This window comes from Pseudomonas sp. MSSRFD41 (genome assembly GCF_014230245.1).
GTDB classification, from domain to species: Bacteria; Pseudomonadota; Gammaproteobacteria; order Pseudomonadales; family Pseudomonadaceae; genus Aquipseudomonas; species Aquipseudomonas piscis.
Window position 1 is genome coordinate 747774 of record NZ_JACKZK010000001.1, and the last position, 25942, is coordinate 773715.

Annotated in this window: 22 protein-coding genes and 2 pseudogenes; 17 read left to right on the forward strand and 7 right to left on the reverse strand. The window is 64.5% G+C overall.

Annotated elements, in window-relative coordinates; translation table 11 throughout:
• Positions 1-107: 107 nt before the first annotated feature.
• The 5 genes and pseudogenes from rsmA to H7A76_RS32695 form a co-directional block, all read right to left on the reverse strand.
• Positions 108-917 (reverse strand): 16S rRNA (adenine(1518)-N(6)/adenine(1519)-N(6))-dimethyltransferase RsmA, encoded by an 810-nt coding sequence (gene rsmA, locus H7A76_RS03510; protein ID WP_185697218.1) that lies wholly within the window; start codon positions 915-917, stop codon positions 108-110.
• Positions 914-1903 carry a 4-hydroxythreonine-4-phosphate dehydrogenase PdxA gene (pdxA, locus tag H7A76_RS03515; RefSeq protein ID WP_185697219.1) on the reverse strand — a complete coding sequence of 330 codons (990 nt, stop codon included), beginning with the start codon at positions 1901-1903 and terminating at the stop codon, positions 914-916. The genes rsmA and pdxA overlap by 4 nt, the downstream gene beginning before the upstream one ends.
• Positions 1900-3216, reverse strand: a complete 1317-nt coding sequence (gene surA, locus H7A76_RS03520) for a peptidylprolyl isomerase SurA (protein ID WP_185697220.1) — start codon at positions 3214-3216, stop codon at positions 1900-1902. Before surA ends, pdxA begins: the two co-directional genes overlap by 4 nt.
• A pseudogene (locus H7A76_RS03525) lies at positions 3197-5767 on the reverse strand (LPS-assembly protein LptD); the annotation flags it as partial. The pseudogene H7A76_RS03525 and the gene surA, both read right to left, overlap by 20 nt.
• Positions 5768-5829: 62 nt before the next feature.
• Positions 5830-6028 (reverse strand): annotated as a pseudogene (locus tag H7A76_RS32695) (hypothetical protein); the annotation flags it as partial.
• Positions 6029-6159: 131 nt separating this feature from the next.
• On the opposite strand from H7A76_RS32695, the gene H7A76_RS03530 reads away from it, so the two are divergent.
• From H7A76_RS03530 to H7A76_RS03540, 3 genes are read left to right on the forward strand one after another with little or no spacing between them, the layout of a single operon-like run.
• Positions 6160-7185 carry an aminoglycoside phosphotransferase family protein gene (locus tag H7A76_RS03530; protein WP_185697222.1) on the forward strand — a complete coding sequence of 342 codons (1026 nt, stop codon included), beginning with the start codon at positions 6160-6162 and terminating at the stop codon, positions 7183-7185.
• Entirely contained in the window at positions 7182-7856 is a 675-nt protein-coding gene (murU, locus tag H7A76_RS03535) for an N-acetylmuramate alpha-1-phosphate uridylyltransferase MurU (protein ID WP_185697223.1), read from the forward strand. Before H7A76_RS03530 ends, murU begins: the two co-directional genes overlap by 4 nt.
• Before the next feature lies 1 nt (position 7857).
• On the forward strand, positions 7858-8625 hold the full coding sequence (locus H7A76_RS03540) for a TerB family tellurite resistance protein (protein WP_185697224.1): 768 nt from the start codon (positions 7858-7860) through the stop codon (positions 8623-8625).
• A 50-nt stretch (positions 8626-8675) separates the two neighbouring features.
• Here the strand turns inward: H7A76_RS03540 and H7A76_RS03545 are convergent, their stop codons facing one another.
• Entirely contained in the window at positions 8676-9668 is a 993-nt protein-coding gene (locus tag H7A76_RS03545) for an alpha/beta hydrolase family protein (RefSeq protein ID WP_185697225.1), read from the reverse strand.
• 74 nt (positions 9669-9742) lie between these two features.
• Here H7A76_RS03545 and H7A76_RS03550 point away from each other — a divergent pair, with 74 nt between their 5' ends.
• The 14 genes from H7A76_RS03550 to H7A76_RS03615 all read left to right on the forward strand — a co-directional run bounded on the left by H7A76_RS03550 (position 9743) and on the right by H7A76_RS03615 (position 25266).
• On the forward strand, positions 9743-12142 hold the full coding sequence (locus tag H7A76_RS03550; RefSeq protein ID WP_185697226.1) for a PAS domain S-box protein: 2400 nt from the start codon (positions 9743-9745) through the stop codon (positions 12140-12142).
• Between the two features lie 13 nt (positions 12143-12155).
• Positions 12156-12785: a response regulator transcription factor gene (locus H7A76_RS03555; protein ID WP_103325778.1), complete on the forward strand. Its 630-nt coding sequence runs from the start codon at positions 12156-12158 to the stop codon at positions 12783-12785.
• 298 nt (positions 12786-13083) lie between these two features.
• Complete coding sequence (locus tag H7A76_RS03560; protein ID WP_185697227.1) at positions 13084-14208, forward strand: ABC transporter ATP-binding protein; 1125 nt, start codon at positions 13084-13086, stop codon at positions 14206-14208.
• Positions 14209-14252: 44 nt separating this feature from the next.
• Positions 14253-15296, forward strand: a complete 1044-nt coding sequence (locus H7A76_RS03565) for an ABC transporter substrate-binding protein (protein ID WP_068575569.1) — start codon at positions 14253-14255, stop codon at positions 15294-15296.
• Positions 15297-15372: 76 nt separating this feature from the next.
• Entirely contained in the window at positions 15373-16620 is a 1248-nt protein-coding gene (locus tag H7A76_RS03570) for an ABC transporter permease (RefSeq protein WP_185697228.1), read from the forward strand.
• A gap of 13 nt (positions 16621-16633) precedes the next feature.
• Positions 16634-17458 carry an ABC transporter permease gene (locus tag H7A76_RS03575; protein ID WP_068575567.1) on the forward strand — a complete coding sequence of 275 codons (825 nt, stop codon included), beginning with the start codon at positions 16634-16636 and terminating at the stop codon, positions 17456-17458.
• A 261-nt stretch (positions 17459-17719) separates the two neighbouring features.
• Positions 17720-18868 (forward strand): iron-containing alcohol dehydrogenase, encoded by a 1149-nt coding sequence (locus H7A76_RS03580; protein ID WP_185697229.1) that lies wholly within the window; start codon positions 17720-17722, stop codon positions 18866-18868.
• 80 nt (positions 18869-18948) lie between these two features.
• On the forward strand, positions 18949-19623 hold the full coding sequence (rpe, locus tag H7A76_RS03585) for a ribulose-phosphate 3-epimerase (protein ID WP_185697230.1): 675 nt from the start codon (positions 18949-18951) through the stop codon (positions 19621-19623).
• Positions 19620-20438, forward strand: a complete 819-nt coding sequence (locus tag H7A76_RS03590) for a phosphoglycolate phosphatase (RefSeq protein WP_185697231.1) — start codon at positions 19620-19622, stop codon at positions 20436-20438. The genes rpe and H7A76_RS03590 overlap by 4 nt, the downstream gene beginning before the upstream one ends.
• 71 nt (positions 20439-20509) lie before the next feature.
• The gene (gene trpE, locus H7A76_RS03595; RefSeq protein WP_185697232.1) at positions 20510-21997 is read left to right on the forward strand and encodes an anthranilate synthase component I; all 1488 of its coding nucleotides are present in this window, start codon (positions 20510-20512) and stop codon (positions 21995-21997) included.
• Between the two features lie 13 nt (positions 21998-22010).
• Entirely contained in the window at positions 22011-22604 is a 594-nt protein-coding gene (locus H7A76_RS03600; protein WP_185697233.1) for an aminodeoxychorismate/anthranilate synthase component II, read from the forward strand.
• A 9-nt stretch (positions 22605-22613) separates the two neighbouring features.
• Positions 22614-23663 carry an anthranilate phosphoribosyltransferase gene (trpD, locus tag H7A76_RS03605; RefSeq protein WP_185697234.1) on the forward strand — a complete coding sequence of 350 codons (1050 nt, stop codon included), beginning with the start codon at positions 22614-22616 and terminating at the stop codon, positions 23661-23663.
• A complete protein-coding gene (trpC, locus tag H7A76_RS03610; RefSeq protein WP_185697235.1) occupies positions 23660-24496 on the forward strand; it encodes an indole-3-glycerol phosphate synthase TrpC in 837 nt (278 codons plus the stop codon). The genes trpD and trpC overlap by 4 nt, the downstream gene beginning before the upstream one ends.
• Positions 24497-24564: 68 nt before the next feature.
• Positions 24565-25266 carry a lipoate--protein ligase family protein gene (locus tag H7A76_RS03615; RefSeq protein ID WP_185697236.1) on the forward strand — a complete coding sequence of 234 codons (702 nt, stop codon included), beginning with the start codon at positions 24565-24567 and terminating at the stop codon, positions 25264-25266.
• On the opposite strand, the gene crp is transcribed toward H7A76_RS03615, so the two are convergent.
• Positions 25263-25907, reverse strand: coding sequence for a cAMP-activated global transcriptional regulator CRP (gene crp / locus H7A76_RS03620; protein ID WP_185697237.1), 645 nt, complete (start codon positions 25905-25907; stop codon positions 25263-25265). The genes H7A76_RS03615 and crp overlap by 4 nt on opposite strands.
• Positions 25908-25942: the final 35 nt, after the last annotated feature.

Here is a 25942-nt window from a genome sequence, read left to right on the forward strand (position 1 = left end):
AAAGCGGGGCGCGGGACAGGATTGACGCAGGTCAGTCTAGGTCAAGTAGCGGGTAGGACACCAGACGTCCTGATTGGCGTCCTGCCCGCTGGCGCTGGGAGGGGGACTCAGCTGGCGGGCTTGGCCTGGTCGGCCAATTGGTCGGCCAGGCGCACGAACGCGGCCAGGTCCAGCTGTTCAGGGCGCAGGCTGCCGTCGACGCCGGCGGCTTCGATCTCGGCATTGCTCAGGAGGGCCTTGAGGGTGTTGCGCAGGGTCTTGCGACGCTGGTTGAAGGCTTCGCGAACGATGCGTTCCAGCAACCGGTGGTCCTTGGCCGGGTGCGGCAGCACGGCGTGGGGTACCAGGCGCACGATCGCCGAGTCGACCTTCGGCGGCGGGTTGAAGGCGCCAGGGCCGACATTGAACAGGTGCTCCACGCGGCAGTGGTACTGGACCATGATCGACAAGCGGCCCCAGTCGCCACCGCCAGGGCCGGCGGCCAGGCGCTCCACCACTTCTTTCTGCAGCATGAAATGCATGTCGCGGATCAGGCTGGCGTTGTGCAGCAAGTGGAAGATCAGCGGCGTGGAGATGTTGTAGGGCAGGTTGCCCACTACCCGCAGGCTGCCTGGCGCGGCGCCCAGGGTGTTGAAGTCGAACTTCAGGGCATCGCCCTGGTGCAGCTTGAAGTTGGCGCGGCCAGCGAACTGCTGGTTGAGGATCGGCACCAGGTCCTTGTCCAGTTCCACCACGTCCAGGTGCGCGCCGCTGCCCAGCAGGCCCTCGGTGAGAGCGCCCTGGCCCGGGCCGATTTCCAGCATGCGGTCCTGGGGCTTGGCATTGATCGCCCGCAGGATGCGGTCGATGACGCCGGCGTCATGCAGGAAGTTCTGGCCGAAGCGCTTGCGCGCCCGGTGTTGGTATTGCTCGCTCATATATGGTTCTCGGCCATCTGGTAGGCGGTTTCCAGGGCGACCTGCAGACTGCCGGTGTCGATCCTGCCGCTGCCGGCCAGGTCCAGGGCGGTGCCATGGTCGACCGAGGTGCGGATGATCGGCAGGCCTAGCGTCACGTTGACGGCGGCGCCGAAGCCTTTGTACTTCAGCACGGGCAGGCCCTGATCGTGGTACATCGCCAGCACTGCATCGCAGTGCTCCAGATATTTGGGGGTAAACAGAGTGTCGGCCGGCAAGGGGCCGCGCAGGTCCATGCCTTCTTGGCGCAGACGCTCCAGGGTAGGTTCGATGATGTCGATTTCTTCGCGGCCCAGGTGGCCGCCTTCGCCGGCATGGGGGTTGAGCCCGCAGACCAGGATGCGTGGCTGGGCGATGCCGAACTTCTGCTGCAGGTCGGCATGCAGGATCCGCGTGACCCGTTCCAGGCGCTCGGGGGTGATCGCATCGGCGATATCCCGCAGCGGCAGGTGGGTGGTCACCAGAGCCACGCGCAGGCCGCGGGTGGCCAGCATCATGACCACCTGCTGGGTCTGGGTCAGGTCCGCGAGGAACTCGGTGTGCCCGGAAAAGGCGATCCCGGAATCGTTGATCACGCCCTTGTGTACGGGAGCGGTGATCATTCCGGCGAAGCGACCGTCGAGGCAACCCTGGCCGGCGCGAGTCAGGGTCTGCAGGACGAAGGCGGCATTGGCCTGGTCCAGCTGGCCGCTGACTACGGGTTTACCCAGGGGGGTATCCCAGACATAGAGGCTGCCCGCCGCTGCTGGAGCATCCGGCAGGTGCTCCGGGTCCACCGGCAGCAGGGTGACGGCCACTCCCAGTTGCGCGGCCCGCTCGAGGAGCAGGTCGCGGCTGGTAATGGCAATCAGGGGGTGGGGCTGGGGTTGCGCGGCGAGCAGCAGGCATAGGTCGGGGCCTATGCCCGCCGGTTCGCCGGGCGTCAGGGCGAAGCGCGCGGGCTTCACTGTGCCGCCTGTTCAGCGCCAGGCAGCTTGATTTCGACGTAGGCCTCGTCGCGGATCTGCCGCAACCAGGTCTGCAGTTCTTCATCGTACTTGCGGTTACGCAGGACGGTCATGGCTTGCTGTTCGCGGGCCTGGCTGGTGCTGTCGGTGGCGCGACGGCCAAGGACTTCCAGTACATGCCACCCATAAGGGCTCTTGAACGGCTTGGACAGCTGGCCCTGCTGGGTCTTGGCCATCACTTCGCGGAACTCCGGCACCAGGGCGTTCGGATCGATCCAGTTGAGGTCGCCACCGTTGAGTGCCGAGCCCGGGTCTTCCGAGTAGCTCTTGGCCAGTTCGGCGAAGTCTTCACCGGCAGTGATGCGCTCGTAGAGTTTCTGCGCCAGGCGCTTGGTCTCTTCTTCGCTGCGGATCTCGCTAGGCTTGATCAGGATATGGCGCACATGCACTTCGTCGCGCACCTGGTTGCCACCGCCACGCTTGTCCAGCAGCTTGAGGATGATGAAGCCGCCAGGAGTACGAGCCGGCTGGGTGATGTCGCCAACCGCCATCGAACTCAGTTCGCGATCGAACGGAGGTGGCAGTTGCGCGGCCTTGCGCCAGCCCATGTCGCCGCCTTCCAGGGCGTTGTCGCTGCCGGAGCGGGCGATGGCCAGCTGGGCGAAGTCGGCGCCCTGCTTGAGCTGCTGGTACACCTCCATGGCCTGGCGGGCAGCGCCCTGGATGGCTTCGGAGCTGGCGCTTTCCGGAGTCGGGATCAGGATGTTGGCCAGGTGCAGTTCCTCGGAGAGCTGCATCTTGCCCAGGTCCGAGGCGAGGAAGTTCTTCACTTCCTGCTCCGATACCTGGATGCGTTCGGCCACACGGCGTTGGCGCACGCGGCTGATGACCATCTCGCGGCGTACCTGCTCGCGGGCATCTTGATAAGACAGGCCGTCACGGGCCAGGGCGGCACGGAACTGCTCGACGCTCATGTTGTTGCGCTGGGCGATGGTGCCGATGGCCTGGTTCAGTTCTTCGTCGGTGATGCGGATGCCGGAGCGCTCGCCGATCTGCAGTTGCAGGTTCTCGACGATCAGGCGCTCCAGTACTTGCTGTTCCAGGACGCTGGCGGGAGGCATGCCGCCGCCGCGCTTGGCAATGGTCTGCTGGACTTCGTGTACCCGCTGGTCCAGCTGACTCTGCATGACCACATCGTTGTCGACGATGGCCACGACCTTGTCGAGGGACTGCACCGCGGCGCCGGCCGCAGTGCTCAGGAACAGCGCGCCCAGCATCAGCGGGCGCAGACAATCAGAAAGCTTGGTCTTCACGTTCACGATAACCTTGGATGCCTTTGTCGAGGAAGCTCTCTACTTTGGTGCCCATGACGCCACCGAGACCCTTCAGAACAATTTGGAGGAAGATGCCGCGGTCGCCTTTTTCGTTCTCCGGAGCGTTCTGACTGAACTCGTCATACTTGACCCAGTAACGGTTGATCAGGCGCAGTTTCCAGCAGCAGTTGTCGTATTCGAAACCACCGAAGGCCTCGAGCGTGCGGTTGCGGTTGTAGTCGTACTGCCAGCGGCTGATCAGGTTCCACTGCGGCACGATCGGCCAGATGGTCGAGAAGTCGTGCTGCTGGATCTTGTAGTAGTCCTTCACGTAGCCAGGTTGGCCCGGGGTGCCATAGTCGCCGCCCATTTTCCAGGAGCCGCTGTTCTGGTCGTAGCGGATCTGGTCGTTGCGATAGCGATAACCGACGTTGACCACCTTGTTCGGGTTGTCTTCCGGCTGGTAGTGGAACATCGCGCTGCCGGAACGCGGGCTGCGGCTATCCGGATCCCAGTTGTATTCGGCGGTGGTGCGCCAGTCGCGGTTATAGCGATATTCATACTCGAGCGCGTAGGGCGACACGTTGGCTGTCGCATCGTCGCGGGTGCGGTAGTCGATACCAGGCAACTGGACGGTGCGGTCCTTGAAGTAAAAGGCCTGGCCGACGCTGATGCGCTGGCGCTGGAAACCGTTGTCTTCGATCCAGCGGCTGGTCACGCCGAGGGACAGCTTGTTCTCATCGCCCACACGGTCGGAACCGCTGAAGCGGTTGTCGCGGAACAGCGAGGAGTAGTTGAAGGTCGGTTCGCCGGTATCGAATGTCGGGATATCTTCCTGATCCTTCTCCGGGACGTAGAGGTAGAACATCCGCGGTTCCAGGGTCTGGCGATAGTCCTTGCCGAACCACTGGGTGTTGCGATCGAAGTACAGGCCGCCATCGACGCTGGCGATCGGTACGCCACGGCTCTGCGAGCTGCTGTAGTCGCCGCCAATGTAGCGGGTACCATTGGTGGCAGCTGCATTGCGTGCTTTGATAATGCCCTGCTTGCCTGTGTTGTCGAGGTCAAGGTTGTAGCGGGTGTACATGTACTTGAGCGATGGAGTCAGGTAGCCATAGGTCCAGTTCAGCGGCAGGCTGACACCGGGCTTGAGGTTCAGGCGATCGCCGTTGGCACGGTCCAGGCCGGAGACGTTGGTATCCAGCCGGGGAGTGCCGTAGGTATTCTTCTCCGGGTTGAACGGCCCGCCGTCCTTGTCCGTATAGTTGCCTTTCAACAGATCCCGTTCGAAGCGCACCAGCTCGGTTTCGTAGGTGAAATCCAGGCCTTCGGGGTGATAGGGCAGGGCGCCGTTGAAGGTGATCTGCGGCAGCTTGTCGTACGGCGTGATGTTGGAAACCGTCGCCAGCTGGTATGCCTGCACGTTGAGGCGTGCGGTGTAGTCGTCGCCGCGGTAGGTCACCGCACCTTGCTGGTTGACGTAGTCGACGCTCTTCACGCCGATCTGGTCGGTTTCCAGATCCTGGAAGTAGTACGGGTCGCTGATCTTGGTGTAGTCGACCTCGGTCATGGTTCGAGAGTCGAGCCCGCCCTTGTGCTGCCAGTTGAGCAAGTAGCGGGTTTTTTCGGAGTCGGTCTGCTTCTTGCGGTCGTCGCTTTCATCGTTCAGGTACGCCGCGCCGAACTGGCCCTCGCTGCTCTTGGTCAGGTAGCGGAACTCGCCTTCCATCAACATGCCGCGCTTGGCCATGTAGCGTGGGTACAACGTGGCATCGTAGTTCGGTGCCAGGTTGAAGTAGTACGGGGTGACCAGCGTGAAGCCGGTGTCGCTGCTGGTGCCGAAGCTCGGCGGCAGGAAGCCGGACTGGCGACGATTGTCGATCGGGAAGTAGATGTACGGGGTGTAGAGAACCGGGAAGTCCTTGACCCGCAGGGTCACGTTGGTCGCGGTACCGAAGCCGGTCGCCGGGTTCAGGGTGATGTTGTTGCCCTTGAGCTGCCAGGCGTTGCTGTTCGGTTCGCAAGTGGTGTACGTACCATCCTTGAGGCGGATGATGGCGTTTTCCGCCCGCTTGGCATACAGCGCGCTGCCGCGAACCCGCGACTTGTGCATCACGTACTCGGCGTTGTCGACCTTGGCCTCGCCAGTGTCGAGCTGGACGTCGGCGTGGTCGCCGACCATCAGCGTGCCGTTGTCGCGGATACGTACGTTGCCGCTCAGTTCGCCGCGGTTCTCGGCCTGGTACAGGTTGGCCTCGTCGGCCTCGACCTGCATGCTGCCCTGGCGCATGACCACGTCGCCGGCCAGGGTCGCCACCTGCTGTTCCTGCTGGTAACGCGAGGCCTTGGCGCCGATGAAGGTCGGTGCGTCACTTTTCTTCGTCTTGTCATTCATGCCAGGACGAATCGGTTCGATATAGGAACCAGAGCAGTAAGGACCGGTCTCGGCCAGTTGGGCGGCGGTGAGCTGCTCGCGCGGGACCCAGTCGAGATGGCTGTAGTCCGCGCTGCGGGACTTCAGGCCGCGACCCTTGGCTTCGGTCACCAACACGGGCTTGTCGCCAGCATCTTGCGTCGCACCGCTGTCGGTGGCGCCGCTGGAGGTGAGCGAGTTGGCATCGTGGACCGGGCGCGGAGGCAGTTGGGCTGCGCTGGTCTTGGGGGCGCAGGCCCAGCCACCGCTAGCGGAGACCGAACAGTCGTACTGTTCCGCGGCGACCACGAAGGAAGTGGCTAGAGGTTGCAGGGCCAGCAAACCGCCAGTGACCAGCAACGGGAATTTTTTACGAAACGCGGGGGATTTCAATGCCATCTTATTAGTCCGGGCTTCCTGCGTGCCATCTGCCCGCGGTGTTGGGCCGCACGCCTCTCGATGGTCTGAAAAAGATGCTGGATAATAAAGCATGACCCGCTTGACGGCTAGCGCCGTCGGAGACCCTTGTAATGCCTGACCAAGATGTACGCTTGCAACACCTGAAAGTTTGGCTCGATGAACAGTTGGCGATTGTCTATGCAGCGCAGGGCTGGGGTGAAGTGCCCCCGGCTACCTTGGTCGCGGCCAGCAGCGACGCGAGTTTCCGCCGTTATTTCCGTTGGCAGGGCGCTGGCCGCAGCTTCGTGGTCATGGACGCCCCGCCCCCTCTGGAGAACTGCCGGCCCTTCGTGGAAATTGCTGGCCTGTTGGCGACTTCCGGTATCAATGTGCCGAAAATTTTTGCCCAGGACCTGGAGCGCGGCTTCCTGTTGCTCAATGACCTGGGTAGCCAGACCTACCTGGATGTAATAAACGAAGACAATGCCGACGTGCTGTTCGAAGACGCGTTGCAAGCGCTGCTGGCTTTCCAGCAACTGCCGATGGACGCCGCCTTGCCCAGCTACGATGTGGCCCTGCTGCGCCGCGAGCTGGAGCTGTTCCCCGAGTGGTACGTCGGCCGTGAGCTGGGCATTACCCTCACCGCCGAGCAGCGCCAGCAGTGGCAGCGGGTCAGCGACCTGCTGATCGACAGCGCCCTGGCGCAGCCCAAGGTGCTGGTCCATCGCGACTATATGCCGCGCAACCTGATGCTCAGCACGCCGAACCCCGGGGTGCTGGACTTCCAGGACGCGGTCTATGGCCCGGTGACCTACGACATCACCTGCCTGTTCAAGGACGCCTTCCTCAGCTGGCCGGAACCGCGCGTGCGGCTCTGGCAGCAAAACTACTGGACCCGCGCCCGGGCGCTGGGTATCCCGGTCCAGGAGGATTTCCAGGAATTCCTGCGGGCCAGCGACCTGATGGGCGTGCAACGCCACCTGAAGGTGATCGGGATCTTCTCGCGCATCTGCCACCGCGACGGCAAGCCGCGCTACCTGGCCGATGTCCCGCGGTTCCTGGCTTATATAGAAGCGGTGCTGGCTCGTCGGCCCGAGTTGTCGGAGCTTACGCAACTGCTGTTCAGCTTGAACCCGCCGGCGGGAGCCCAGGCATGAAGGCGATGATCCTGGCGGCAGGCAAGGGCGAGCGCATGCGCCCATTGACCCTGACCACGCCCAAGCCCCTGCTGCCGGTGGCGGGCGTGCCTCTGGTCGAATATCACCTGCGGGCCCTGGCGGCCGCAGGCTTCCACGAGATCGTCATCAACCATGCCTGGCTTGGCCAGCAGATCGAGGATGCCCTGGGCGACGGCCAGCGCTGGGGCCTGAGCATCCGCTATTCGGCGGAGGACCAGCCGCTGGAGACCGGTGGCGGGATCCTCAAGGCCTTGCCGTTGCTCGGTGACGCGCCCTTCCTGGTGGTCAATGGCGATATCTGGACCGACTACGATTTCGCCAGCCTGCGCCGGCCCCTGGATGGGCTGGCCCACCTGGTGATGGTCGACAACCCGCCGCACCATCCCTCCGGTGGTGATTTCTGCCTGGAGAACGGCCTGCTGCACGACGGCCAGCCGGGTGTGCCGACCCTGACCTACAGCGGCATCTCGGTGCTGCATCCGCGCCTGTTCCAGCATTGCACCGCTGGCGCCTTCAAGCTCGCGCCGCTGTTGCGCGAGGCCATGGCCCGGGATCAGGTCAGCGGTGAACACATGCGCGGCCAGTGGGTCGATGTGGGAACCGTCGAGCGTCTGGCGCAGGTCGAGCACCTGCTGCAAGCGGGGCGCTGACATGTGGTGGCCAGGGACTCTGATCGGAGCCGGAGCAGGTTTTGCCATAGCCAGCATTCCGGGGGCCATGCTAGGTGCGTTGCTGGGGCAGGCGCTGGATCGGCGCTTGCAACTGCACAGCTGGGCACATGTCCGTGAACGCCTGGGTGGGCGCCCGGCGCTGCGCAACGACGAGCTGCTGTTCGTGTTGCTCGGGCGCCTGGCGAAAAGCGACGGCCGGGTAGTGGATGGGCATATCCAGCAGGCGCGCCAGGAAATGCGTTCACTGGACATGAACGAAGTGGCGCGGCGCCGGGCCATCGCCGCCTTCAACCGCGGCAAGTCGGGCAATGACCACTTGCGCGGCTACCTGCGCCGGCTGGGTAGCCAGCCCCATGCTGCCGAAGGCGTGCTGCGCGCTTGTTGGCGCATGGTCTGGGCCGACGGCCGGGTCGGTGCGGCGGAGCGTGAGTTGATCCAGTCCTGGGGCAAATGGCTGGGCTGGAGCAGCGAGCAGATCCAGGCGTTGGCCCAGGACTACGGTCCCGCCAGGCGAAACCCGAGCGAAATCGGCATGAGCTACCAGGAAGCCCTGCGCCTGCTGGGGGTGGCGGCGACCACCGAGCCGGCGCAGATCAAGCGCGCCTACCGGCGATTGCTCAGTCGCCACCATCCGGACAAGATCGCCGGCAGCGGTGCGACGCCGGAGCAGGTGCGCGATGCCACGGAGAAAACCCGCGAACTGCACAGCGCCTATGCGCTGGTGCGCCAGCGCCGGGCTTTTCGCTGAGGGCAAAGCGGGGCCGCCGCTGCCTTTCTGGCTACGGCGGCCTTTTGTTTTCAGTGATCGGCGTTTTGTGGATTGAGCCAGCCACGGACCCGGCGGAACAGCTGTTCCTGCTGGGCACGGTCGTTGCCGGGCAGGGCCTTGAGGGAGATCTGGCTGAAGTTCGAGTGCTTCAGGCGCTTGCTGGCCTGCAGCCGCTCCAGTGCTTCCTTGCGCGCCACGGCCGTGTCGACATAGAAGAGATCGGCGGTGGCCAGTTTCAGGGTCGGGGTCAGCTCCGCCAGTTGCGGTTTGACGTTGCTTGGCGAACGAGCCTCGACCAGCACCAGTTTCTGTACTTGCGATGGCTGTTTCTCGTTCAGGTAGCGCGCGGCCCAATAGGCGCCGGTGCCATGGCCCAGCAGCACGATGCCGCGGGCATTCTGCTGTTCGGCGAAAGCCAGGGCCGCGTCGACCCGGGCGAAGATGCGCTCGGCGTCGGCCTTGACCTGCTCCTCGGTGGTTTCGGCGACCGGATGATCGGCCACGTCGGCTTCACCGCCGGCGACCTGCTCGATGGGCTTGGCCTCGGTACTGGCGTCCTTGGCGGTATTGGCGCTTTCGGTCGGGGCCGCTGGAGCCGCCTCGACAATTCGCGGTTGTGCCGCTTCGCTTTGCATATCGGGGAGGGTCAGGCTCAGGCTGCCCCAGTCGGTGTCGGGCAGGCGATTGCGCAAGGGCGCGACCACCTGTGGCCAGTCGGCGCTTTCCCCGGCTCCCGGAAGAATGATCACCACGCCCTTGGGCTCGCTGGTGTTGGCCGGTTTCCACAGGGCCAGGAAACTGCTGTCGCCAGCCTGCAATTGTTGCTGTTCCTGGGTGGGCAAGCGGCGCTCCAGGGCGATGGCATCTTCCTGGCTGCGTTCGGGCAGGGCGGGACGCGGCGCCGGTTGTTCCTCGGCAGGCTTGGCCTCGGGAGCCGGATCGTCGGCGTGGGCGGAAAAGCTCCAGGGCAGGATCAGCGACAGGCACAATACGGGCAGTGCCGAGCGGGGGACGAGGGGCATCGGATATTCCAGGCCAGAAGTAATTCCGGCAGCCTAATGGGTTGGTCAGTATTTGTCAGGGTGTGAGACTTCAGATGATGCGCTTTCGCTGCCTCTTGCTTATCGGCTGTCTGTGCCTTCCCTTGATAGGCACGGCGGCGCCGGCCCCCCGCGAGCCTGCCGCGGTCCTGGGCCATGAGCTGCGCCAGTGGCTGGAACAGCACCCGGAGTTGCGCGTGGGGGTGGTGCTGCAGGCGCCCTTGGCCCAGTACGACCGGCGCTTGCAACGCTTGTCCGGGGCGAACGTCGAGTTGATGCAGGCCGTGGCCAGGACCCTGGGCACCGAGTTCAGCTGGCGCAACTTTCCCGACCAGGCCCAACTGGAAAAGGCCCTGCGCGACGGCGAGATCGATATGGCCCCGGGCCTGACCCAGACCCCCGCCGGCCTGCGCCTGTGGCTGTACAGCGACCCTTACATGCGGGTACCGCAACTGGTGGTGGGCGCGCGCAAGGCTTCCGGGGCGGTGGAGCTGGAGAAACTCGACAGCCAGGTCCGGGTGGCAGTGCGCATGCCCAGCGCGGTGTCCGAGTACCTGCGCCAGACCTACCCCCACCTCAACTTGCAAGGCGTGCCCCAGGAGCGCCAGGCCTTGCAGTTGCTCTTGAGCCAGCAGGCCCGCTACGCGGTGGTGGATGAAGCCCAGCTCAGCCGCCTGTCCGCCGAGGCGGAGTTCTCCGGCCTGGCGGTGGTGGGCGATATCGGCCTGCCGCAGCTGTTGCGGGTGGCTACCCGGCGCGACTGGCCGGAACTGGCCAGCATCATGCAAGCCGCCCTGCGCACGATCCCCGCCAAGGAACTGGAGCAACTGCACAACCGCTGGCTGCAACCCAAGTATCCGCGCCTGGGCGAGTCCCCCGGCGCCTGGCGCAGCCTCAGCCTGTTGCTGGCCCTGCTGTTGCTGGGCAGCCTGGGCCTGATCCTCTGGCTGCGCCGCCAGCAACGTGGGCTGGAACAGCAACTGCTGGCGGCGCGGGAAGACATCGCCTTGCGCGCCGCCAGCGAGGAAGCGCTGCGCCTGACCCAGTTTTCCATCGACCAGAGCACCGTGGGCATCCTCTGGGTCAACTGGGACAGCCACGTGCGCTATGCCAACCGGGCCGCCGAGGAAATGCTCGGCTATGCCCCGGGCGGAGTGATAGAGCGGCCGCTGATCGATTTCGAACCCAACCTGCACATGGATCGCTGGCTCAACCTGTGGAAGCGCGCCCGGGCCAGCGCCGGGGGCGTGCAGAGCTTCGAAAGCCAGTGCGTACGGGCCGACGGCAGCATCCTGCCGGCGGACGTGTCCTTGAGCTTCCTGCGTTTTCGCGACAGCGAGTACCTGGTGGTCTACCTCACCGATGTCACCGAGCGCCGTCGCGCCCTGGCGGCCCTGCGCGAGAGCGAAGCGCGGCTGCAAGGCATCGCCGCCAACGTGCCGGGCCTGGTGTTTCGCCTGGAGCGGGCGCCAGTCAGCGGGCAGATCGACTTCGCCTACATCAGCGAGGGCAGCCAGACCCTGGTGGGCTACTCGCCCGCGGTCCTCGCCCATCGCGACAAAGGTTTGCGCAGCCTGGTGCACCCCGATGACAAGGCCAGTTACCACCAGACCCAGGATCGGGCCCTGGACAGCGACAGCGACTGGTCCTGGCAGGGGCGTATCCTCACCCGCCAGGGCCAGCAGCGCTGGGCCGAGATCAAGGCGATTACCCGGCAGCTGGACGACGGCACCTTCGTCTGGGACGGCATCGTCTGGGACATCAGCGAGAGCAAGCGCATCGAGTTGGAGCTGGCCAGTTCCCGCGAGCAGCTGCGCGAGCTGTCGGCGCACCTGGAGAGCGTGCGGGAAGAGGAAAAGGCCCGCATTGCCAGGGAAGTCCATGACGAACTGGGGCAGATGCTCACCGTGCTCAAGCTGGAGACCTCCATGTGCGAGCTGGCCTACGCCCAGCTCGATCCCGGGCTGAACGAACGCCTCAACAGCATGAAGCGCTTGATCACCCAGCTGTTCCAGTTGGTGCGCGACGTGGCCACGGCCCTGCGCCCGCCGATCCTGGATGCCGGTATCGCCTCGGCCATCGAATGGCAGGCCCGGCGTTTCGAGGCGCGTACGCAGATCCCGTGCCTGGTGGACGTGCCGGATAACCTGCCACGCCTGAGCGACGCCAAGGCCATCGGCCTGTTCCGCATCCTCCAGGAGGCCCTGACCAACGTCATGCGCCATGCCCAGGCGCATACTGTGGAGCTGTCCCTGGTATTGGACGGGCCACAGTTGTGCATGAGTATCAGCGACGATGGCCTGGGATTCGATACCGCCGCCACGCGCCCCACCTCCTTTGGCCTGGTGGGGATGCGCGAGCGGGTGCTGATCATGGGCGGCAGCCTGGCGCTGCACAGCGAACCGGGGGAGGGCACCAGCCTGACCGTGCGGGTGCCCCTGGACCGCCAACAATAACGAGGAGAACCGCGTGATCCGTGTACTGGTAGCCGAAGACCACACCATCGTCCGCGAAGGCATCAAGCAATTGATCGGCCTGGCCAAGGACCTGACGGTGGCAGGGGAGGCGAGCAACGGCGAGCAACTGCTGGAGACCCTGCGCCAGGTGCCTTGCGAGGTGGTGTTGCTGGACATCTCCATGCCTGGGGTGAACGGCCTGGAAGCCATCCCACGAATCCGCGCCCTGAGCGATCCGCCGGCGATCCTGGTGCTGTCGATGCATGACGAGGCGCAGATGGCCGCCCGGGCCCTGAAGATCGGCGCCGCCGGCTATGCCACCAAGGACAGCGATCCATCGCTGCTGCTGACCGCGATCCGCAAGGTGGCGTCCGGTGGGCGCTACATAGATCCGGAACTGGCGGACCGCATGGTCTTCGAGGTTGGCCTGACCGATGCCCGGCCCCTGCATTCGCTGTTGTCCGAGCGTGAATTCTCGGTGTTCGAGCGCCTGGCCCAGGGCGCCAACGTCAACGACATCGCCCAGCAACTGGCCCTGAGCAACAAGACCATCAGCACCCACAAGGCGCGGCTGATGCAGAAGCTCAACGTCACCTCCCTGGCCGAACTGGTGAAATACGCCATGGAGCACAAGCTGCTCTGAGCCAGCGGGAGCACGCTGCCCCGCCACAATGGAGACGCCCCGAGATCGATGGTCCTGGTCAAGGCATTGGCGGGGCATATCCGTTTACGACATCGCCACGTCCCGGGCTGTGCCTGTTCTTGCGGCTTGCCGCTTCACGCTCGCCCCTGCTCTTGCCTGTTTCCGCCATTCTTGTAGGGCAATCCCTACAGGCAGCCTTCCAGGCGGCTGAGGTGAATCTCTCCTACCCCCCGATTTTCGGCCCTTGTGGGCTGCACTAGGCTTGCCCTACAGCCGTCTAAAACAAAAAGGTGCGGGTATGAGCGAGGTCGATTCAAGCGCTGGGGCCAATGATGTTCTGGTCAGCTTTCGTGGTGTGCAGAAGAGCTACGACGGCGAGAACCTGATCGTCAAGGACCTCAACCTGGAAATTCGCAAGGGCGAGTTCCTCACCCTGCTGGGGCCGTCCGGTTCCGGCAAGACCACCAGCCTGATGATGCTGGCCGGTTTCGAGACACCGACCGCTGGCGAGATCCAACTGGCCGGGCGCTCGATCAACAATGTGCCGCCGCACAAGCGCGATATCGGCATGGTGTTCCAGAACTACGCGCTGTTCCCGCACATGACCGTGGCCGAGAACCTGGCGTTCCCGCTGTCGGTACGGGGCCTGGGCAAGACCGACATCAGCGAGCGGGTCAAGCGCGTGCTGAGCATGGTCCAGCTGGACGCTTTCGCCCAGCGCTATCCGGCGCAACTGTCCGGTGGCCAGCAGCAACGGGTCGCCCTGGCCCGGGCCCTGGTGTTCGAACCGCAGCTGGTGCTGATGGACGAACCCCTGGGGGCGCTGGACAAACAGCTGCGCGAGCACATGCAGATGGAGATCAAGCACCTGCACCAGCGCCTGGGCGTGACCGTGGTCTACGTGACCCACGACCAGGGCGAAGCCTTGACCATGTCCGACCGGGTGGCGGTGTTCCACCAGGGCGAGATCCAGCAGATCGCACCGCCGCGGACCCTCTACGAAGAACCGAAGAACACCTTCGTCGCCAACTTCATCGGCGAGAACAACCGCCTCAGCGGCCGCCTGCACAGCCACGACGGCGAGCGCTGCGTGGTGGAGCTGGGGCGTGGCGAGAAAGTCGAGGCATTGGCGGTCAACGTCGGCCAGGTCGGCGGCCCGGTGACCCTGTCCATCCGCCCGGAGCGGGTGAGCCTCAACGGTTCCAGCGAACACTGCGCCAACCGCTTTTCCGGGCGGGTGGCGGAGTTCATCTACCTGGGCGACCACGTCCGGGTACGCCTGGAAGTCTGCGGCAAGAGCGACTTCTTCGTGAAACAGCCGATCGCCGAGCTCGATCCCGCGCTGGCGGTGGGCGACGTGGTACCGCTTGGCTGGCAAGTCGAGCACGTTCGTGCGCTCGACCCGCTTCTAGAGGCGAATTGATCGCCCCCCTGCAACACCAACCTGCACGTGGAGAACACAATAAAATGCTGAGATCCCTGAAACTCACAGCCCTGACGCTGGGCATGCTGGGGGCGGCGCACGCCCTGGCGGCGGGACCGGACCTGACCGTGGTGTCCTTTGGTGGGGCGAACAAGGCCGCCCAGGTCAAGGCCTTCTACGCTCCGTGGGAAGCGGCGGGCAACGGCAAGATCGTCGCCGGCGAGTACAACGGCGAGATGGCCAAGGTCAAGGCCATGGTCGACACCAAGAGCGTGTCCTGGGACCTGGTGGAAGTGGAGTCCCCCGAGCTGTCCCGCGGTTGCGACGAAGACCTGTTCGAACCCCTCGACCCGGCGCTGTTCGGCAAGGGCGAAGACTACGTCAAGGGCGCCATCCAGCCGTGTGGCGTGGGCTTCTTCGTCTGGTCCACGGTGCTGGCCTACAACGCCGACAAGCTCAAGGCGCCGCCAGGCAGCTGGGCGGACTTCTGGGACACGCAGAAATTCCCGGGCAAGCGCGGCCTGCGCAAGGGGGCCAAGTACACCCTGGAGTTCGCCCTGATGGCCGACGGCGTCGCGCCCAAGGACGTGTACAAGGTGCTGGCCAGCAAGGATGGCCAGGACCGTGCCTTCAAGAAGCTCGATGAGCTCAAGCCCAACATCCAGTGGTGGGAAGCCGGTGCCCAGCCGCCGCAGTACCTGGCCTCGGGCGACGTGGTCATGAGCTCGGCCTACAACGGCCGGATCGCCGCGGTGCAGAAGGAAAGCAACCTGAAGGTGGTGTGGAACGGCGGCATCTACGACTTCGATGCCTGGGCCATCCCCAAGGGCCTGGACAAGGCCCGAGCCGAAGCGGCGAAGAAGTTCATCGCCTATTCGGTGCAGCCGCAGCAGCAGAAGACCTACTCGGAAAACATCGCCTATGGCCCGGCCAACACCCAGGCCGTGCCGCTGCTGGCCAAGGACATCCTCAAGGACATGCCGACCACCCCGGAGAACATCGCCAACCAAGTGCAGATCGACGTCAGCTTCTGGGCTGACAACGGCGAGCAGCTGGAGCAGCGCTTCAACGCCTGGGCGGCCAAGTAACCATCGCTAATGGCAGGGGCGGGCTGGCCCGCTCCTGTCGGTGGTGTATTCGAAAGATCGATTCGCGGAGTTTGTCATGACCATCACCGTTCCCCTGGACGCGGTCGCCGGCCCGACCCTCAAGCAGCGACTGGCTCGTGCCGAGCGGGTCAACCGCTGGAAGGCCCAGGCCCTGATCGCGCCGCTGGTGCTGTTCCTGCTGCTGGTGTTCCTGGTACCGATCGTGGCGCTGCTGTACAAGAGCGTCGGCAACCCGGAAGTGGTCGGCGGCATGCCGCGCACGGTGGTGGCCGTGAATGCCTGGGACGGTCGCGGCCTGCCCGCCGAGGCCGCCTTCAAGGCCTTGAGCGAAGACCTGGCCGAGGCCCGCAAGAACCAGGGCCTGGGCGACCTGTCCAAGCGCCTGAACATGGAACTGGCCGGCTATCGCAGCCTGCTGACCAAGACCGCCCGCGCCTTGCCGTTCAAGGCCGAGCCCGAATCCTACAAAGAAGCCATGGAGGGCGTGGACGAGCGTTGGGGCGACCCGGCCTACTGGCAGGCGATCCGGCGCAATACCAGCAGCCTGACTCCCTACTATCTGCTGGCGGCGCTGGACCACCGGATCGACGACCTGGGCGAACTGGCCCCGGCCACCCCGGACCAGGCCATCTACCTGGACATCTTCGCCCGGACCTTCTGGATGGGCCTGGTGATCACCGCCATCTGCCTGGTGCTGGCCTATCCCCTGGCGTACCTGCTGGCCAATTTGCCGGCGCGCAAGAGCAACCTGCTGATGATCCTGGTTTTGCTGCCGTTCTGGACTTCGATCCTGGTGCGGGTAGCGGCCTGGATCGTGCTCCTGCAATCCGGCGGCCTGATCAACAGCGCCTTGCTGGCCATGGGCGTGATCGACAAGCCCCTGGAGTTGGTGTTCAACCGCACCGGGGTCTACATCTCCATGGTGCACATCCTGCTGCCGTTCATGATCCTGCCGATCTACAGCGTGATGAAGAGCATCTCGCCGACCTACATGCGCGCGGCGATCTCCCTGGGCTGCCATCCGTTCGCCAGCTTCTGGCGGGTGTACTTCCCGCAAACCTATGCCGGGGTCGGCGCCGGTTGCCTGCTGGTGTTCATCCTGGCCATCGGCTACTACATCACCCCGGCCCTGCTGGGCAGCCCGAACGACCAGATGGTCAGCTACTTCGTGGCCTTCTACACCAACACCAGCATCAACTGGGGCATGGCCACCGCCCTGGGCGGCCTGCTGTTGCTGGCGACCATCGTGCTGTACCTGATCTACAGCTGGCTGGTGGGCGCCAGTCGCCTGCGCCTGAGCTAAGGAGAGAATCGAAATGCTGAGCCCCTACATGTCGCCCGTCGAGCGGGTCTGGTTCTACAGCTTGCGGATCCTCTGCGGCTTGATCCTGTTGTTCCTGGTGCTGCCGGTGCTGGTGATCATCCCGTTGTCGTTCAACTCGGGCAGCTTCCTGGTGTATCCGCTGCAGGGCTTCTCGCTGCACTGGTACCAGGACTTCTTCGCCTCCGCCGAATGGATGCGCGCCCTGAAGAACAGCATCATCGTGGCCCCGGCGGCCACTGTGCTGGCCATGGTCTTCGGCACCCTGGCGGCCATCGGCCTGACCCGCGGCGATTTTCCCGGCAAGTCGCTGGTCATGGCCCTGGTGATCTCGCCGATGGTGGTGCCGGTGGTGATCATCGGGGTCGCCAGCTACCTGTTCTTCGCCCCGCTGGGCATGGGCAACAGCTTCTTGTCGCTGATCATCGTGCATGCGGTGCTCGGGGTGCCGTTCGTGATCATCACCGTCTCGGCGACCTTGCAGGGCTTCAACCACAACCTGGTGCGGGCGGCGGCCAGCCTGGGCGCCTCGCCGCTGACCACCTTTCGCCGGGTGACCCTGCCGTTGATCGCCCCGGGCGTGATCAGTGGCGCGCTGTTCGCCTTCGCCACCTCGTTCGACGAAGTGGTGGTGACCCTGTTCCTCGCCGGCCCCGAGCAGGCGACGCTGCCCCGGCAGATGTTCAGCGGTATCCGCGAGAACCTCAGCCCCACCATCGCCGCCGCGGCGACGCTGCTGATCGCCTTCTCGGTGATCCTGCTGCTGACCCTGGAATGGCTGCGCGGGCGCAGCGAAAAACTGCGTACGGCCCAGGTTTGAGCCCTGGGCCGAGCGATAACCTGATCTGTGGCAAGGGTTTGGTTGCCGCCGAACACCACAATGGCTCCACCCAAGGACCTGGATTGCCTCATGCCTGCGAGGGCGCGGGGCATTCCAACCCGACCCTGGTGAGGGCTCGTGCCGTAGCGAGGAGCCGCCGGCTTTCCCTGTCGTGATGCCGATCGGGCATTACGGCGGCCTGGTTTTGCAATCCCAGCTACGCTTGTGCCGGCTCTCATCTTTATATAAGAGGCTGCGCACATGAGTATTTCCTCTTTCAAGATCGCCCATAAGCTGCTCACCGGCAGCAGCGCCATCGAGCAACTGGGCGCCGAACTGACTCGCCTGGATGTGGATAACCCCTTGATCGTCACCGATGTCATCCTGCTCGAGTCCGGCACGGTGGGCCTGGCGCTGGCGCACCTGGGAGGGCGTGACTACGAGATTTTCGACCGAGTGCGCCCTGATCCGGAAATCGCCATCGTCGAGGACTGCATGCAGGTCTATCGCGAAGGTGGACATGACGGCCTGATTGGCCTGGGGGGTGGCAGCGCCATCGATATCGCCAAGAGTGTCGCGGCCTATGCCGGGTATCACGGCGCCTTGCAGGATCTGTTCGGGGTCGACCAGGTGCCACGCAAGGGGCCGCCGCTGATCGCCATTCCCACCACGGCCGGCACCGGCTCGGAGGTCACCAACGTGGCGATCCTCTCGGACAAGGCCGCGCAGTTGAAAAAGGGCATCGTCAGCGACTATCTGCTGCCGGACGTGGCCCTGGTCAGCCCACAGATGACCCTGACCTGCCCGCGCAGCGTAACCGCTGCCAGTGGCGTCGATGCCCTGGTGCATGCCGTCGAGGCCTACCTTTCACTCAATGCTTCGTCGATCACCGACTCCCTGGCCATCGGCGCCATTCGCTTGATCGCCAAGGCCCTGCCCAAGGCGTTTGCCAATCCGTCCAACCTGCAGGCTCGGGAAGACATGGCGACCGCCAGCCTGATGGCCGGCATGGCCTTCGGGAATGCCGGAGTGGGCGCGGTGCATGCCCTGGCCTATCCCCTGGGCGGGCGCTTTCACGTGTCCCATGGGGTCAGCAACGCCTTGCTGCTGCCCTATGTCATGACCTGGAACAAGGTGGCTTGTGTCGAGCGCATGCAGGATATCGCCGCAGCCATGGGGGTGCGTACGGCGCGCTTGAGTGCCAACGAGGCGGCTGACCGGGCGGTGGAGGCGATGAGCGCCCTGTGTGCCGCCGTGGAGATACCCAGGGGCTTGCGTAGTTTCGGCGTGCCCGAGGAGGCGCTTGCGAGCATGGCCCAGGAGGCCGCGGGTATCGAGCGGCTGATGCGCAATAACCCGCGCAAGCTGAGTCCCGCCGATATCGAGCAGATCTATCGGGCGGCCTACTGATCATCGAGGTGACGGTGTGCGCTCCAAAGCATGAGGTATACAATGCGCGCCATCGTGATTCCGCTCAAAAAAGGTGCGTCATGCAGCCCTTCGCTATTGCTCCGTCGATTCTTTCCGCCGACTTCGCCCGCCTGGGCGAGGAAGTGGACAATGTCCTGGCCGCCGGTGCCGATATCGTCCACTTCGATGTCATGGACAACCACTATGTGCCGAACCTGACCATCGGGCCGATGGTCTGCGCCGCGCTGCGCAAGTACGGGATCACCGCGCCGATCGATGCGCACCTGATGGTCAGCCCGGTGGATCGCATCATCGGCGACTTCATCGAGGCGGGCGCCACCTACATCACCTTCCACCCCGAGGCCACGCTGCATGTGGATCGCTCCCTGCAAATGATCCGCGAGGGTGGTTGCAAGGCCGGCCTGGTGTTCAACCCGGCGACCCCGCTGGACGTGCTCAAGTACGTGATGGACAAGGTCGACATGGTGCTGCTGATGAGCGTGAATCCGGGCTTTGGCGGGCAGAAGTTCATCCCCGGCACCCTCGACAAGCTGCGTGAGGCGCGGGCTTTGATCGATGCTTGCGGCCGGGACATCCGCCTGGAGATCGACGGTGGCGTGAACGTCAGTAATATTCGCGAGATCGCCGCGGCCGGCGCGGACACCTTCGTCGCCGGCTCGGCGATCTTCAATGCGCCCAACTACCAGGAAGTGATCGAGAAGATGCGCGCCGAGCTGGCGCTGGCTCGATCATGAGTGCCTTCGAGCAGCTGTTCTCCGGGAACCTGCCACGGCTGGTGATGTTCGACCTGGATGGCACCCTGGTCGACTCGGTGCCCGACCTGGCCGCCGCCGTGGACCGGATGCTGCTCGAGCTGGGCCGCCCGCCCGCGGGGATCGAGGCGGTGCGCCAATGGGTCGGCAATGGTGCGCCGATGCTGGTGCGCCGGGCCCTGGCCAACAGGCTGGATCCCCAGGACATCGACGATGCCGAGGTCGCCCAGGCCCTGGAGCTGTTCAACGCCGCCTACGAGGGCAACCACGAATTGACCGTGGTCTATCCCGGTGCGCGCGAAACCCTCAAATGGTTGTACAAGCAGGGCGTGGAACTGGCCCTGATCACCAACAAGCCCGAGCGTTTCGTCGCGCCCTTGCTGGACCAGATGCGCATCGGTCGTTATTTCCGCTGGATCATCGGCGGCGATACCCTGCCGCAGAAGAAGCCCGACCCGGCGGCGCTGTTCTTCGTGATGAAAATGGCCAGCATCCCGGCCTCGCAATCGCTGTTCGTCGGCGACTCGCGCAGCGATGTACTGGCGGCCCGGGCAGCGGGCGTCAAGTGCGTGGCGCTGAGCTACGGCTACAACCATGGACGGCCGATTGCCGAGGAGTCTCCGGCCCTGGTAATCGACGACCTGCGGGCGCTGATCCCCGGTTGCTTAGAACCTGCCGCTGAGATAACGTTGCCCGACGCTGTCCCATCCCCTTCTGGAAGCTCCATCGTGGTGGTCACTCGCAAACTCTGGATGAAAGTCATCAAGGCCTTGGCCCGTTGGCGTTGGCGCGCCTGATTTTTGTCTGGCCGGCCCTGCCGGCGCGTTTGCATACCTGACTGTTAGACCCTCAAGCCACGAGGCATCCCATGATTCGCGAAGAATTCCTGCGCCTGGCCGCAGCTGGCTACAACCGTATCCCGCTGGCCTGCGAGACCATTGCCGACTTCGATACTCCGTTGTCGATCTACCTGAAACTGGCCGACCAGCCCAACTCCTACCTCCTGGAGTCGGTGCAGGGGGGCGAGAAATGGGGGCGTTATTCGATTATCGGCCTGCCGTGCCGCACCGTGCTGCGAGTGCACGGCTACCGGGTCAGCGTGACCCACGACGGTGTCGAGATCGAAAGCCACGAGGTGGCCGACCCGTTGGCCTTCGTCGAGGAATTCAAGGCGCGCTACAACGTCCCGACCATCGCCGGCCTGCCACGCTTCAACGGTGGCCTGGTGGGGTACTTCGGTTATGACTGCGTGCGTTATGTCGAGCCCCGGCTGGGCCAGTGCCCGAACCCGGACCCGATCGGCGTACCGGACATCCTGTTGATGGTTTCCGACGCGGTGGTGGTGTTCGACAACCTGGCGGGCAAGATGCACGCCATCGTGCTGGCCGATCCAAGCCAGGCCAATGCCTATGAAGCTGGCCAGGCGCGCCTGCAAGCATTGCTCGAACAGCTGCGCCAGCCGATCACGCCACGGCGCGGCCTGGACCTGGACCGCCCGCCGGCCGCCGAGCCGGTATTCCGCTCCAGCTTTACCCAGGGCGACTACGAGCGTGCAGTGGACACCATCAAGGAATACATCCTGGCCGGTGACTGCATGCAGGTGGTGCCGTCCCAGCGCATGTCCATCGACTTCCAGGCCGCGCCCATCGATCTGTACCGGGCCTTGCGCTGCTTCAACCCGACTCCCTACATGTACTTCTTCAACTTCGGCGACTTCCACGTGGTGGGCAGTTCGCCGGAGGTGCTGGTGCGAGTCGAGGACAACCTGATCACCGTGCGACCCATCGCCGGTACTCGTCCGCGGGGCGCCACCGAGGAAGCCGACCTGGCCCTGGAGCAGGACCTGCTGTCCGACGCCAAGGAGATCGCCGAGCACTTGATGCTGATCGACCTGGGGCGCAACGACACCGGGCGGGTCTCGGAGATCGGCTCGGTACGGCTCACCGAGAAGATGGTCATCGAGCGTTATTCCAACGTGATGCATATCGTGTCCAACGTCACCGGCCAATTGAAGGAAGGCCTGACCGCGATGGACGCACTGCGAGCGATCCTGCCGGCGGGCACCTTGTCCGGCGCGCCGAAGATCCGCGCCATGGAAATCATCGACGAACTGGAGCCGGTCAAGCGCGGGGTCTATGGCGGTGCCGTGGGCTACTTCGCCTGGAACGGCAACATGGATACCGCCATCGCCATCCGCACGGCGGTGATCAAGGATGGTGAACTGCATGTCCAGGCCGGCGGCGGCATCGTCGCCGACTCGGTCCCGACCCTGGAGTGGGAAGAGACGCTGAACAAGCGTCGTGCAATGTTCCGTGCCGTGGCACTGGCTGAACAAACCCCCGCATCCAAGGCTTGAGGAGTTTCCACCTATGTTACTGATGATCGATAACTACGACTCCTTTACCTACAACGTCGTGCAGTACCTGGGCGAACTGGGTGCCGAGGTGAAGGTGGTGCGCAATGACGAACTGACCGTGGCCGAGATCGAGGCGCTCAAGCCCGAGCGCATCGTGGTCTCCCCGGGCCCCTGCACGCCGACCGAGGCCGGGGTTTCCATCGAGGCGATCATGCATTTCGCCGGCAAGCTGCCGATCCTCGGCGTCTGCCTGGGCCACCAGTCCATCGGCCAGGCCTTCGGCGGCCAGGTGGTGCGGGCCCGCCAGGTGATGCATGGCAAGACCAGCCCGGTATTCCACCGCGACCTGGGGGTGTTCGGCGGCCTGAACATGCCGCTGACCGTGACCCGCTACCACTCCCTGGTGGTCAAGCGCGAGACCTTGCCCGAGTGCCTGGAGGTCACCGCCTGGACCCAGCTGGACGATGGCTCCGTGGACGAAATCATGGGGCTGCGGCACAAGACACTGAACATCGAGGGTGTGCAATTCCACCCTGAATCCATCCTCACCGAGCAGGGCCACGAGCTGTTCGCCAACTTCCTCAAACAGAGCGGCGGCACGCGCTAAGGACTTTTCATGGATATCAAGACTGCCCTGAGCCGTATCGTCGGCCACCTGGACCTGAGCACCGATGAGATGCGCGATGTCATGCGCGAGATCATGACCGGCCAATGCACCGAGGCGCAGATTGGCGCTTTCATGATGGCCATGCGCATGAAGAGCGAAAGCATCGACGAGATCGTCGGTGCCGTGTCGGTGATGCGTGAGCTGGCCGACAAGGTCGAGCTCAAGACCCTCGATGGTGTGGTGGATGTGGTCGGCACTGGCGGTGACGGCGCCAACATCTTCAACGTGTCCACCGCTTCGGCCTTCGTGGTGTCCGCCGCCGGTTGCACCGTGGCCAAGCACGGCAACCGCGCGGTATCCGGCAAGAGCGGCAGCGCCGACCTGCTGGAGGCAGCTGGCGTCTACCTGAACCTGACCCCGGTCCAGGTGGCGCGTTGCATCGATAACGTCGGCATCGGCTTCATGTTCTCCCAATCCCACCATGGCGCCATGAAGCATGCCGCAGGCCCGCGTCGTGACCTGGGCCTGCGCACCCTGTTCAACATGCTCGGCCCGCTTACGAATCCGGCTGGCGTGAAGCACCAGGTGGTGGGCGTGTTCACCCAGGCCCTGTGCCGGCCGTTGGCCGAAGTCCTGCAGCGCCTGGGCAGCAAGCATGTGCTGGTGGTGCATTCCCAGGATGGCCTGGACGAGTTCAGCCTGGCGGCGCCGACCTTTGTCGCCGAACTGAAGAACGACCAGGTCACCGAGTACTGGGTCCAGCCTGAAGACCTGGGCATCAAGAGCCAGAGCCTGTTCGGCCTTGTGGTGGAAAGCCCGGCGGCTTCCCTGGAGCTGATCCGCGATGCCCTGGGGCGGCGCAAGACCGAACATGGCCAGAAGGCTGCCGAAATGATCGTGCTCAATGCCGGTGCCGCTTTGTATGCTGCCGATCACGCCAGTAGCCTCAAAGAAGGGGTAGCCCTGGCCCATGACGCCTTGCACACCGGCCTGGCCCGGGAGAAGCTCGAGGAGCTGGGAGCCTTTACCGCGGTGTTCAAGCAGGAGAATGAAGGATGAGCGTGCCGACAGTTCTGGAAAAGATCCTCGCCCGCAAGGTCGAGGAGGTTGCCGAGCGCAGCGCGCGCGTCAGCCTGGGCGAGCTGGAGGGCCTGGCCCGGTCGACCGATGCGCCACGCGGGTTCGCCAAGGCGCTGCAGGAGCAGGTCAAGCTCAAGCAGCCGGCGGTGATCGCCGAGATCAAGAAGGCCTCGCCAAGCAAGGGTGTGATCCGCGAGAACTTCGTGCCTGCCGATATCGCCAAGAGCTATGAGAAGGGCGGCGCCACTTGCCTGTCGGTACTCACCGACGTGGATTATTTCCAGGGTGCCGACCTCTACCTGCAGCAGGCGCGCGCGGCGTGCAAGCTGCCGGTGATCCGCAAGGATTTCATGATCGATCCCTACCAGATCGTCGAGGCCCGGGCCCTGGGCGCCGATTGCGTGCTGTTGATCGTCGCCGCGCTGGACGATGGGCGCATGGCCGAACTGGCATCGGTGGCCAAGGGCGTTGGCCTGGATGTGCTGGTGGAAGTGCACGATGGCGATGAACTGGAGCGGGCGCTGAAGACCCTCGACACGCCGCTGGTCGGGGTCAACAACCGCAACCTGCACACCTTCGAGGTCGACCTGGAAACCACCCTCGACCTGTTGCCGCGGATTCCTCGCGAACGCCTGGTGATTACCGAAAGCGGCATTCTCAACCGAGCCGATGTCGAGCTGATGGAGATCAGCGATGTCTATTCGTTCCTGGTGGGCGAGGCCTTCATGCGCGCCGAGAACCCGGGCACCGAGTTGCAGCGCCTGTTCTTCCCGGAGCGTGGCGTGCCGGTGACGGGCTCGACCCTGGATTGAACCTGAGACGATGAACGAGCCGGCCATGCCGGCTTTTTCATGATGATTGCCAAGGAATTGCCGCTGCCATGACCCAACCCCTCGCGCTTACCGTCGAAGCCGGCCTGCAGGCCGAGCAGGATCTGCTGGCCCAGGTTTGTGCTGGCGACCAGGCATTCGGCTTGTTGTTCTGGCAGCCCAGCGACCGGGCGCTGGTGATGCCCCGGCGCCTGAGCCGCTTGCCGGGGTTCGAGCAGGCCTGCGAGGCCTCGCGAGCCAATGGCTGGCCGGTACTGCTGCGGGAAACCGGCGGCGAGCCGGTGCCGCAATCGGCGGCCACGGTGAATATTGCACTGGTTTATGCCCCACCGCGCAGCGAAGGCGACCAGGGTCGGATCGAAATGGCTTACCGGCGCCTGTGCCAGCCGATCTGCGATCTGCTCAGCGAACTGGGCGGCAATCCGTCGCTGGGGGAAGTGGAGGGGGCCTTCTGCGATGGGCGGTTCAACGTCAATCTCGATGGCCGCAAGATGGTCGGCACGGCCCAGCGCTGGCGCCAGAGCAAAGGTGGGCAGCGGCCGGTGGGCCTGGTGCACGGGGCGCTGCTGCTGGATGACGAGCGCGAGTCCATGGTGGGGGCGGTCAATACCTTCAACCAGGCTTGCGCACTGGAGCAGCGTTGCCGGGCCGAAAGCCATATCGCCTTGCATGAAGCGTTTGCCGCCCCGGATGCCATGGCGCGCCTGGACAGCCTGTATCGACAGATGCTCGCCAGCTTTCTGCCGGGCTAGCGGGTGCCGAAGACCACCATGGTCTTGCCCTTGACGTGCACCAGGTTGCGCTCTTCCAGATCCTTGAGGACGCGACCGACCATTTCCCGGGAGCAACCGACGATGCGCCCGATCTCCTGGCGGGTGACCTTGATCTGCATGCCGTCCGGATGGGTCATGGCGTCCGGCTGCTTGCACAGTTCCAGCAGGCAACGGGCGACACGCCCGGTCACATCGAAGAAGGCCAGGTCGCCGACCTTGCGCGTGGTGTCGCGCAGGCGCTGGGCGATCTGGCCGCTGAGCGCATAGAGGATGTCCGGATCGCTCTGCGATAACTCGCGGAACTTGGCGTAGCTGATCTCGGCCACTTCGCATTCCACCTTGGCCCGGACCCAGGCGCTGCGCAGTTGCTCGTGTCCCGCTTCCTCGAACAGCCCCAGTTCGCCGAAGAAGTCCCCGGCGTTGAGGTAGGCGATGATCATCTCCCGGCCGTCATCGTCTTCGATGAGGATGGTCACCGAGCCCTTGATGATGAAGTACAGGCTGTCGGCCACATCACCGGCGCAGATGATATTGCTCTTGGCCTGGTAGCGACGGCGCTGACAGTGCATCAGCAGCTTGTCGAGGTGTTTGATCTTGGGAGTTGGGGCAATAGCAACCATGGTTGTATCCCGGAAAGCCTGCACGGTATGGGGTG

Bases quoted from the DNA above. Each gene is read 5' to 3' on its own strand.
- rsmA (WP_185697218.1), bottom strand. From the start codon at position 917: ATGAGCGAGCAATACCAACACCGGGCGCGCAAGCGCTTCGGCCAGAAC.
- H7A76_RS03530 (WP_185697222.1), top strand. From the start codon at position 6,160: ATGCCTGACCAAGATGTACGCTTGCAACACCTGAAAGTTTGGCTCGAT.
- murU (WP_185697223.1), top strand. From the start codon at position 7,182: ATGAAGGCGATGATCCTGGCGGCAGGCAAGGGCGAGCGCATGCGCCCA.
- H7A76_RS03540 (WP_185697224.1), top strand. From the start codon at position 7,858: ATGTGGTGGCCAGGGACTCTGATCGGAGCCGGAGCAGGTTTTGCCATA.
- H7A76_RS03545 (WP_185697225.1), bottom strand. From the start codon at position 9,668: ATGCCCCTCGTCCCCCGCTCGGCACTGCCCGTATTGTGCCTGTCGCTG.
- H7A76_RS03550 (WP_185697226.1), top strand. From the start codon at position 9,743: ATGATGCGCTTTCGCTGCCTCTTGCTTATCGGCTGTCTGTGCCTTCCC.
- H7A76_RS03560 (WP_185697227.1), top strand. From the start codon at position 13,084: ATGAGCGAGGTCGATTCAAGCGCTGGGGCCAATGATGTTCTGGTCAGC.
- H7A76_RS03565 (WP_068575569.1), top strand. From the start codon at position 14,253: ATGCTGAGATCCCTGAAACTCACAGCCCTGACGCTGGGCATGCTGGGG.
- H7A76_RS03570 (WP_185697228.1), top strand. From the start codon at position 15,373: ATGACCATCACCGTTCCCCTGGACGCGGTCGCCGGCCCGACCCTCAAG.
- H7A76_RS03575 (WP_068575567.1), top strand. From the start codon at position 16,634: ATGCTGAGCCCCTACATGTCGCCCGTCGAGCGGGTCTGGTTCTACAGC.
- H7A76_RS03580 (WP_185697229.1), top strand. From the start codon at position 17,720: ATGAGTATTTCCTCTTTCAAGATCGCCCATAAGCTGCTCACCGGCAGC.
- rpe (WP_185697230.1), top strand. From the start codon at position 18,949: ATGCAGCCCTTCGCTATTGCTCCGTCGATTCTTTCCGCCGACTTCGCC.
- H7A76_RS03590 (WP_185697231.1), top strand. From the start codon at position 19,620: ATGAGTGCCTTCGAGCAGCTGTTCTCCGGGAACCTGCCACGGCTGGTG.
- trpE (WP_185697232.1), top strand. From the start codon at position 20,510: ATGATTCGCGAAGAATTCCTGCGCCTGGCCGCAGCTGGCTACAACCGT.
- H7A76_RS03600 (WP_185697233.1), top strand. From the start codon at position 22,011: ATGTTACTGATGATCGATAACTACGACTCCTTTACCTACAACGTCGTG.
- trpD (WP_185697234.1), top strand. From the start codon at position 22,614: ATGGATATCAAGACTGCCCTGAGCCGTATCGTCGGCCACCTGGACCTG.
- trpC (WP_185697235.1), top strand. From the start codon at position 23,660: ATGAGCGTGCCGACAGTTCTGGAAAAGATCCTCGCCCGCAAGGTCGAG.
- H7A76_RS03615 (WP_185697236.1), top strand. From the start codon at position 24,565: ATGACCCAACCCCTCGCGCTTACCGTCGAAGCCGGCCTGCAGGCCGAG.
- crp (WP_185697237.1), bottom strand. From the start codon at position 25,907: ATGGTTGCTATTGCCCCAACTCCCAAGATCAAACACCTCGACAAGCTG.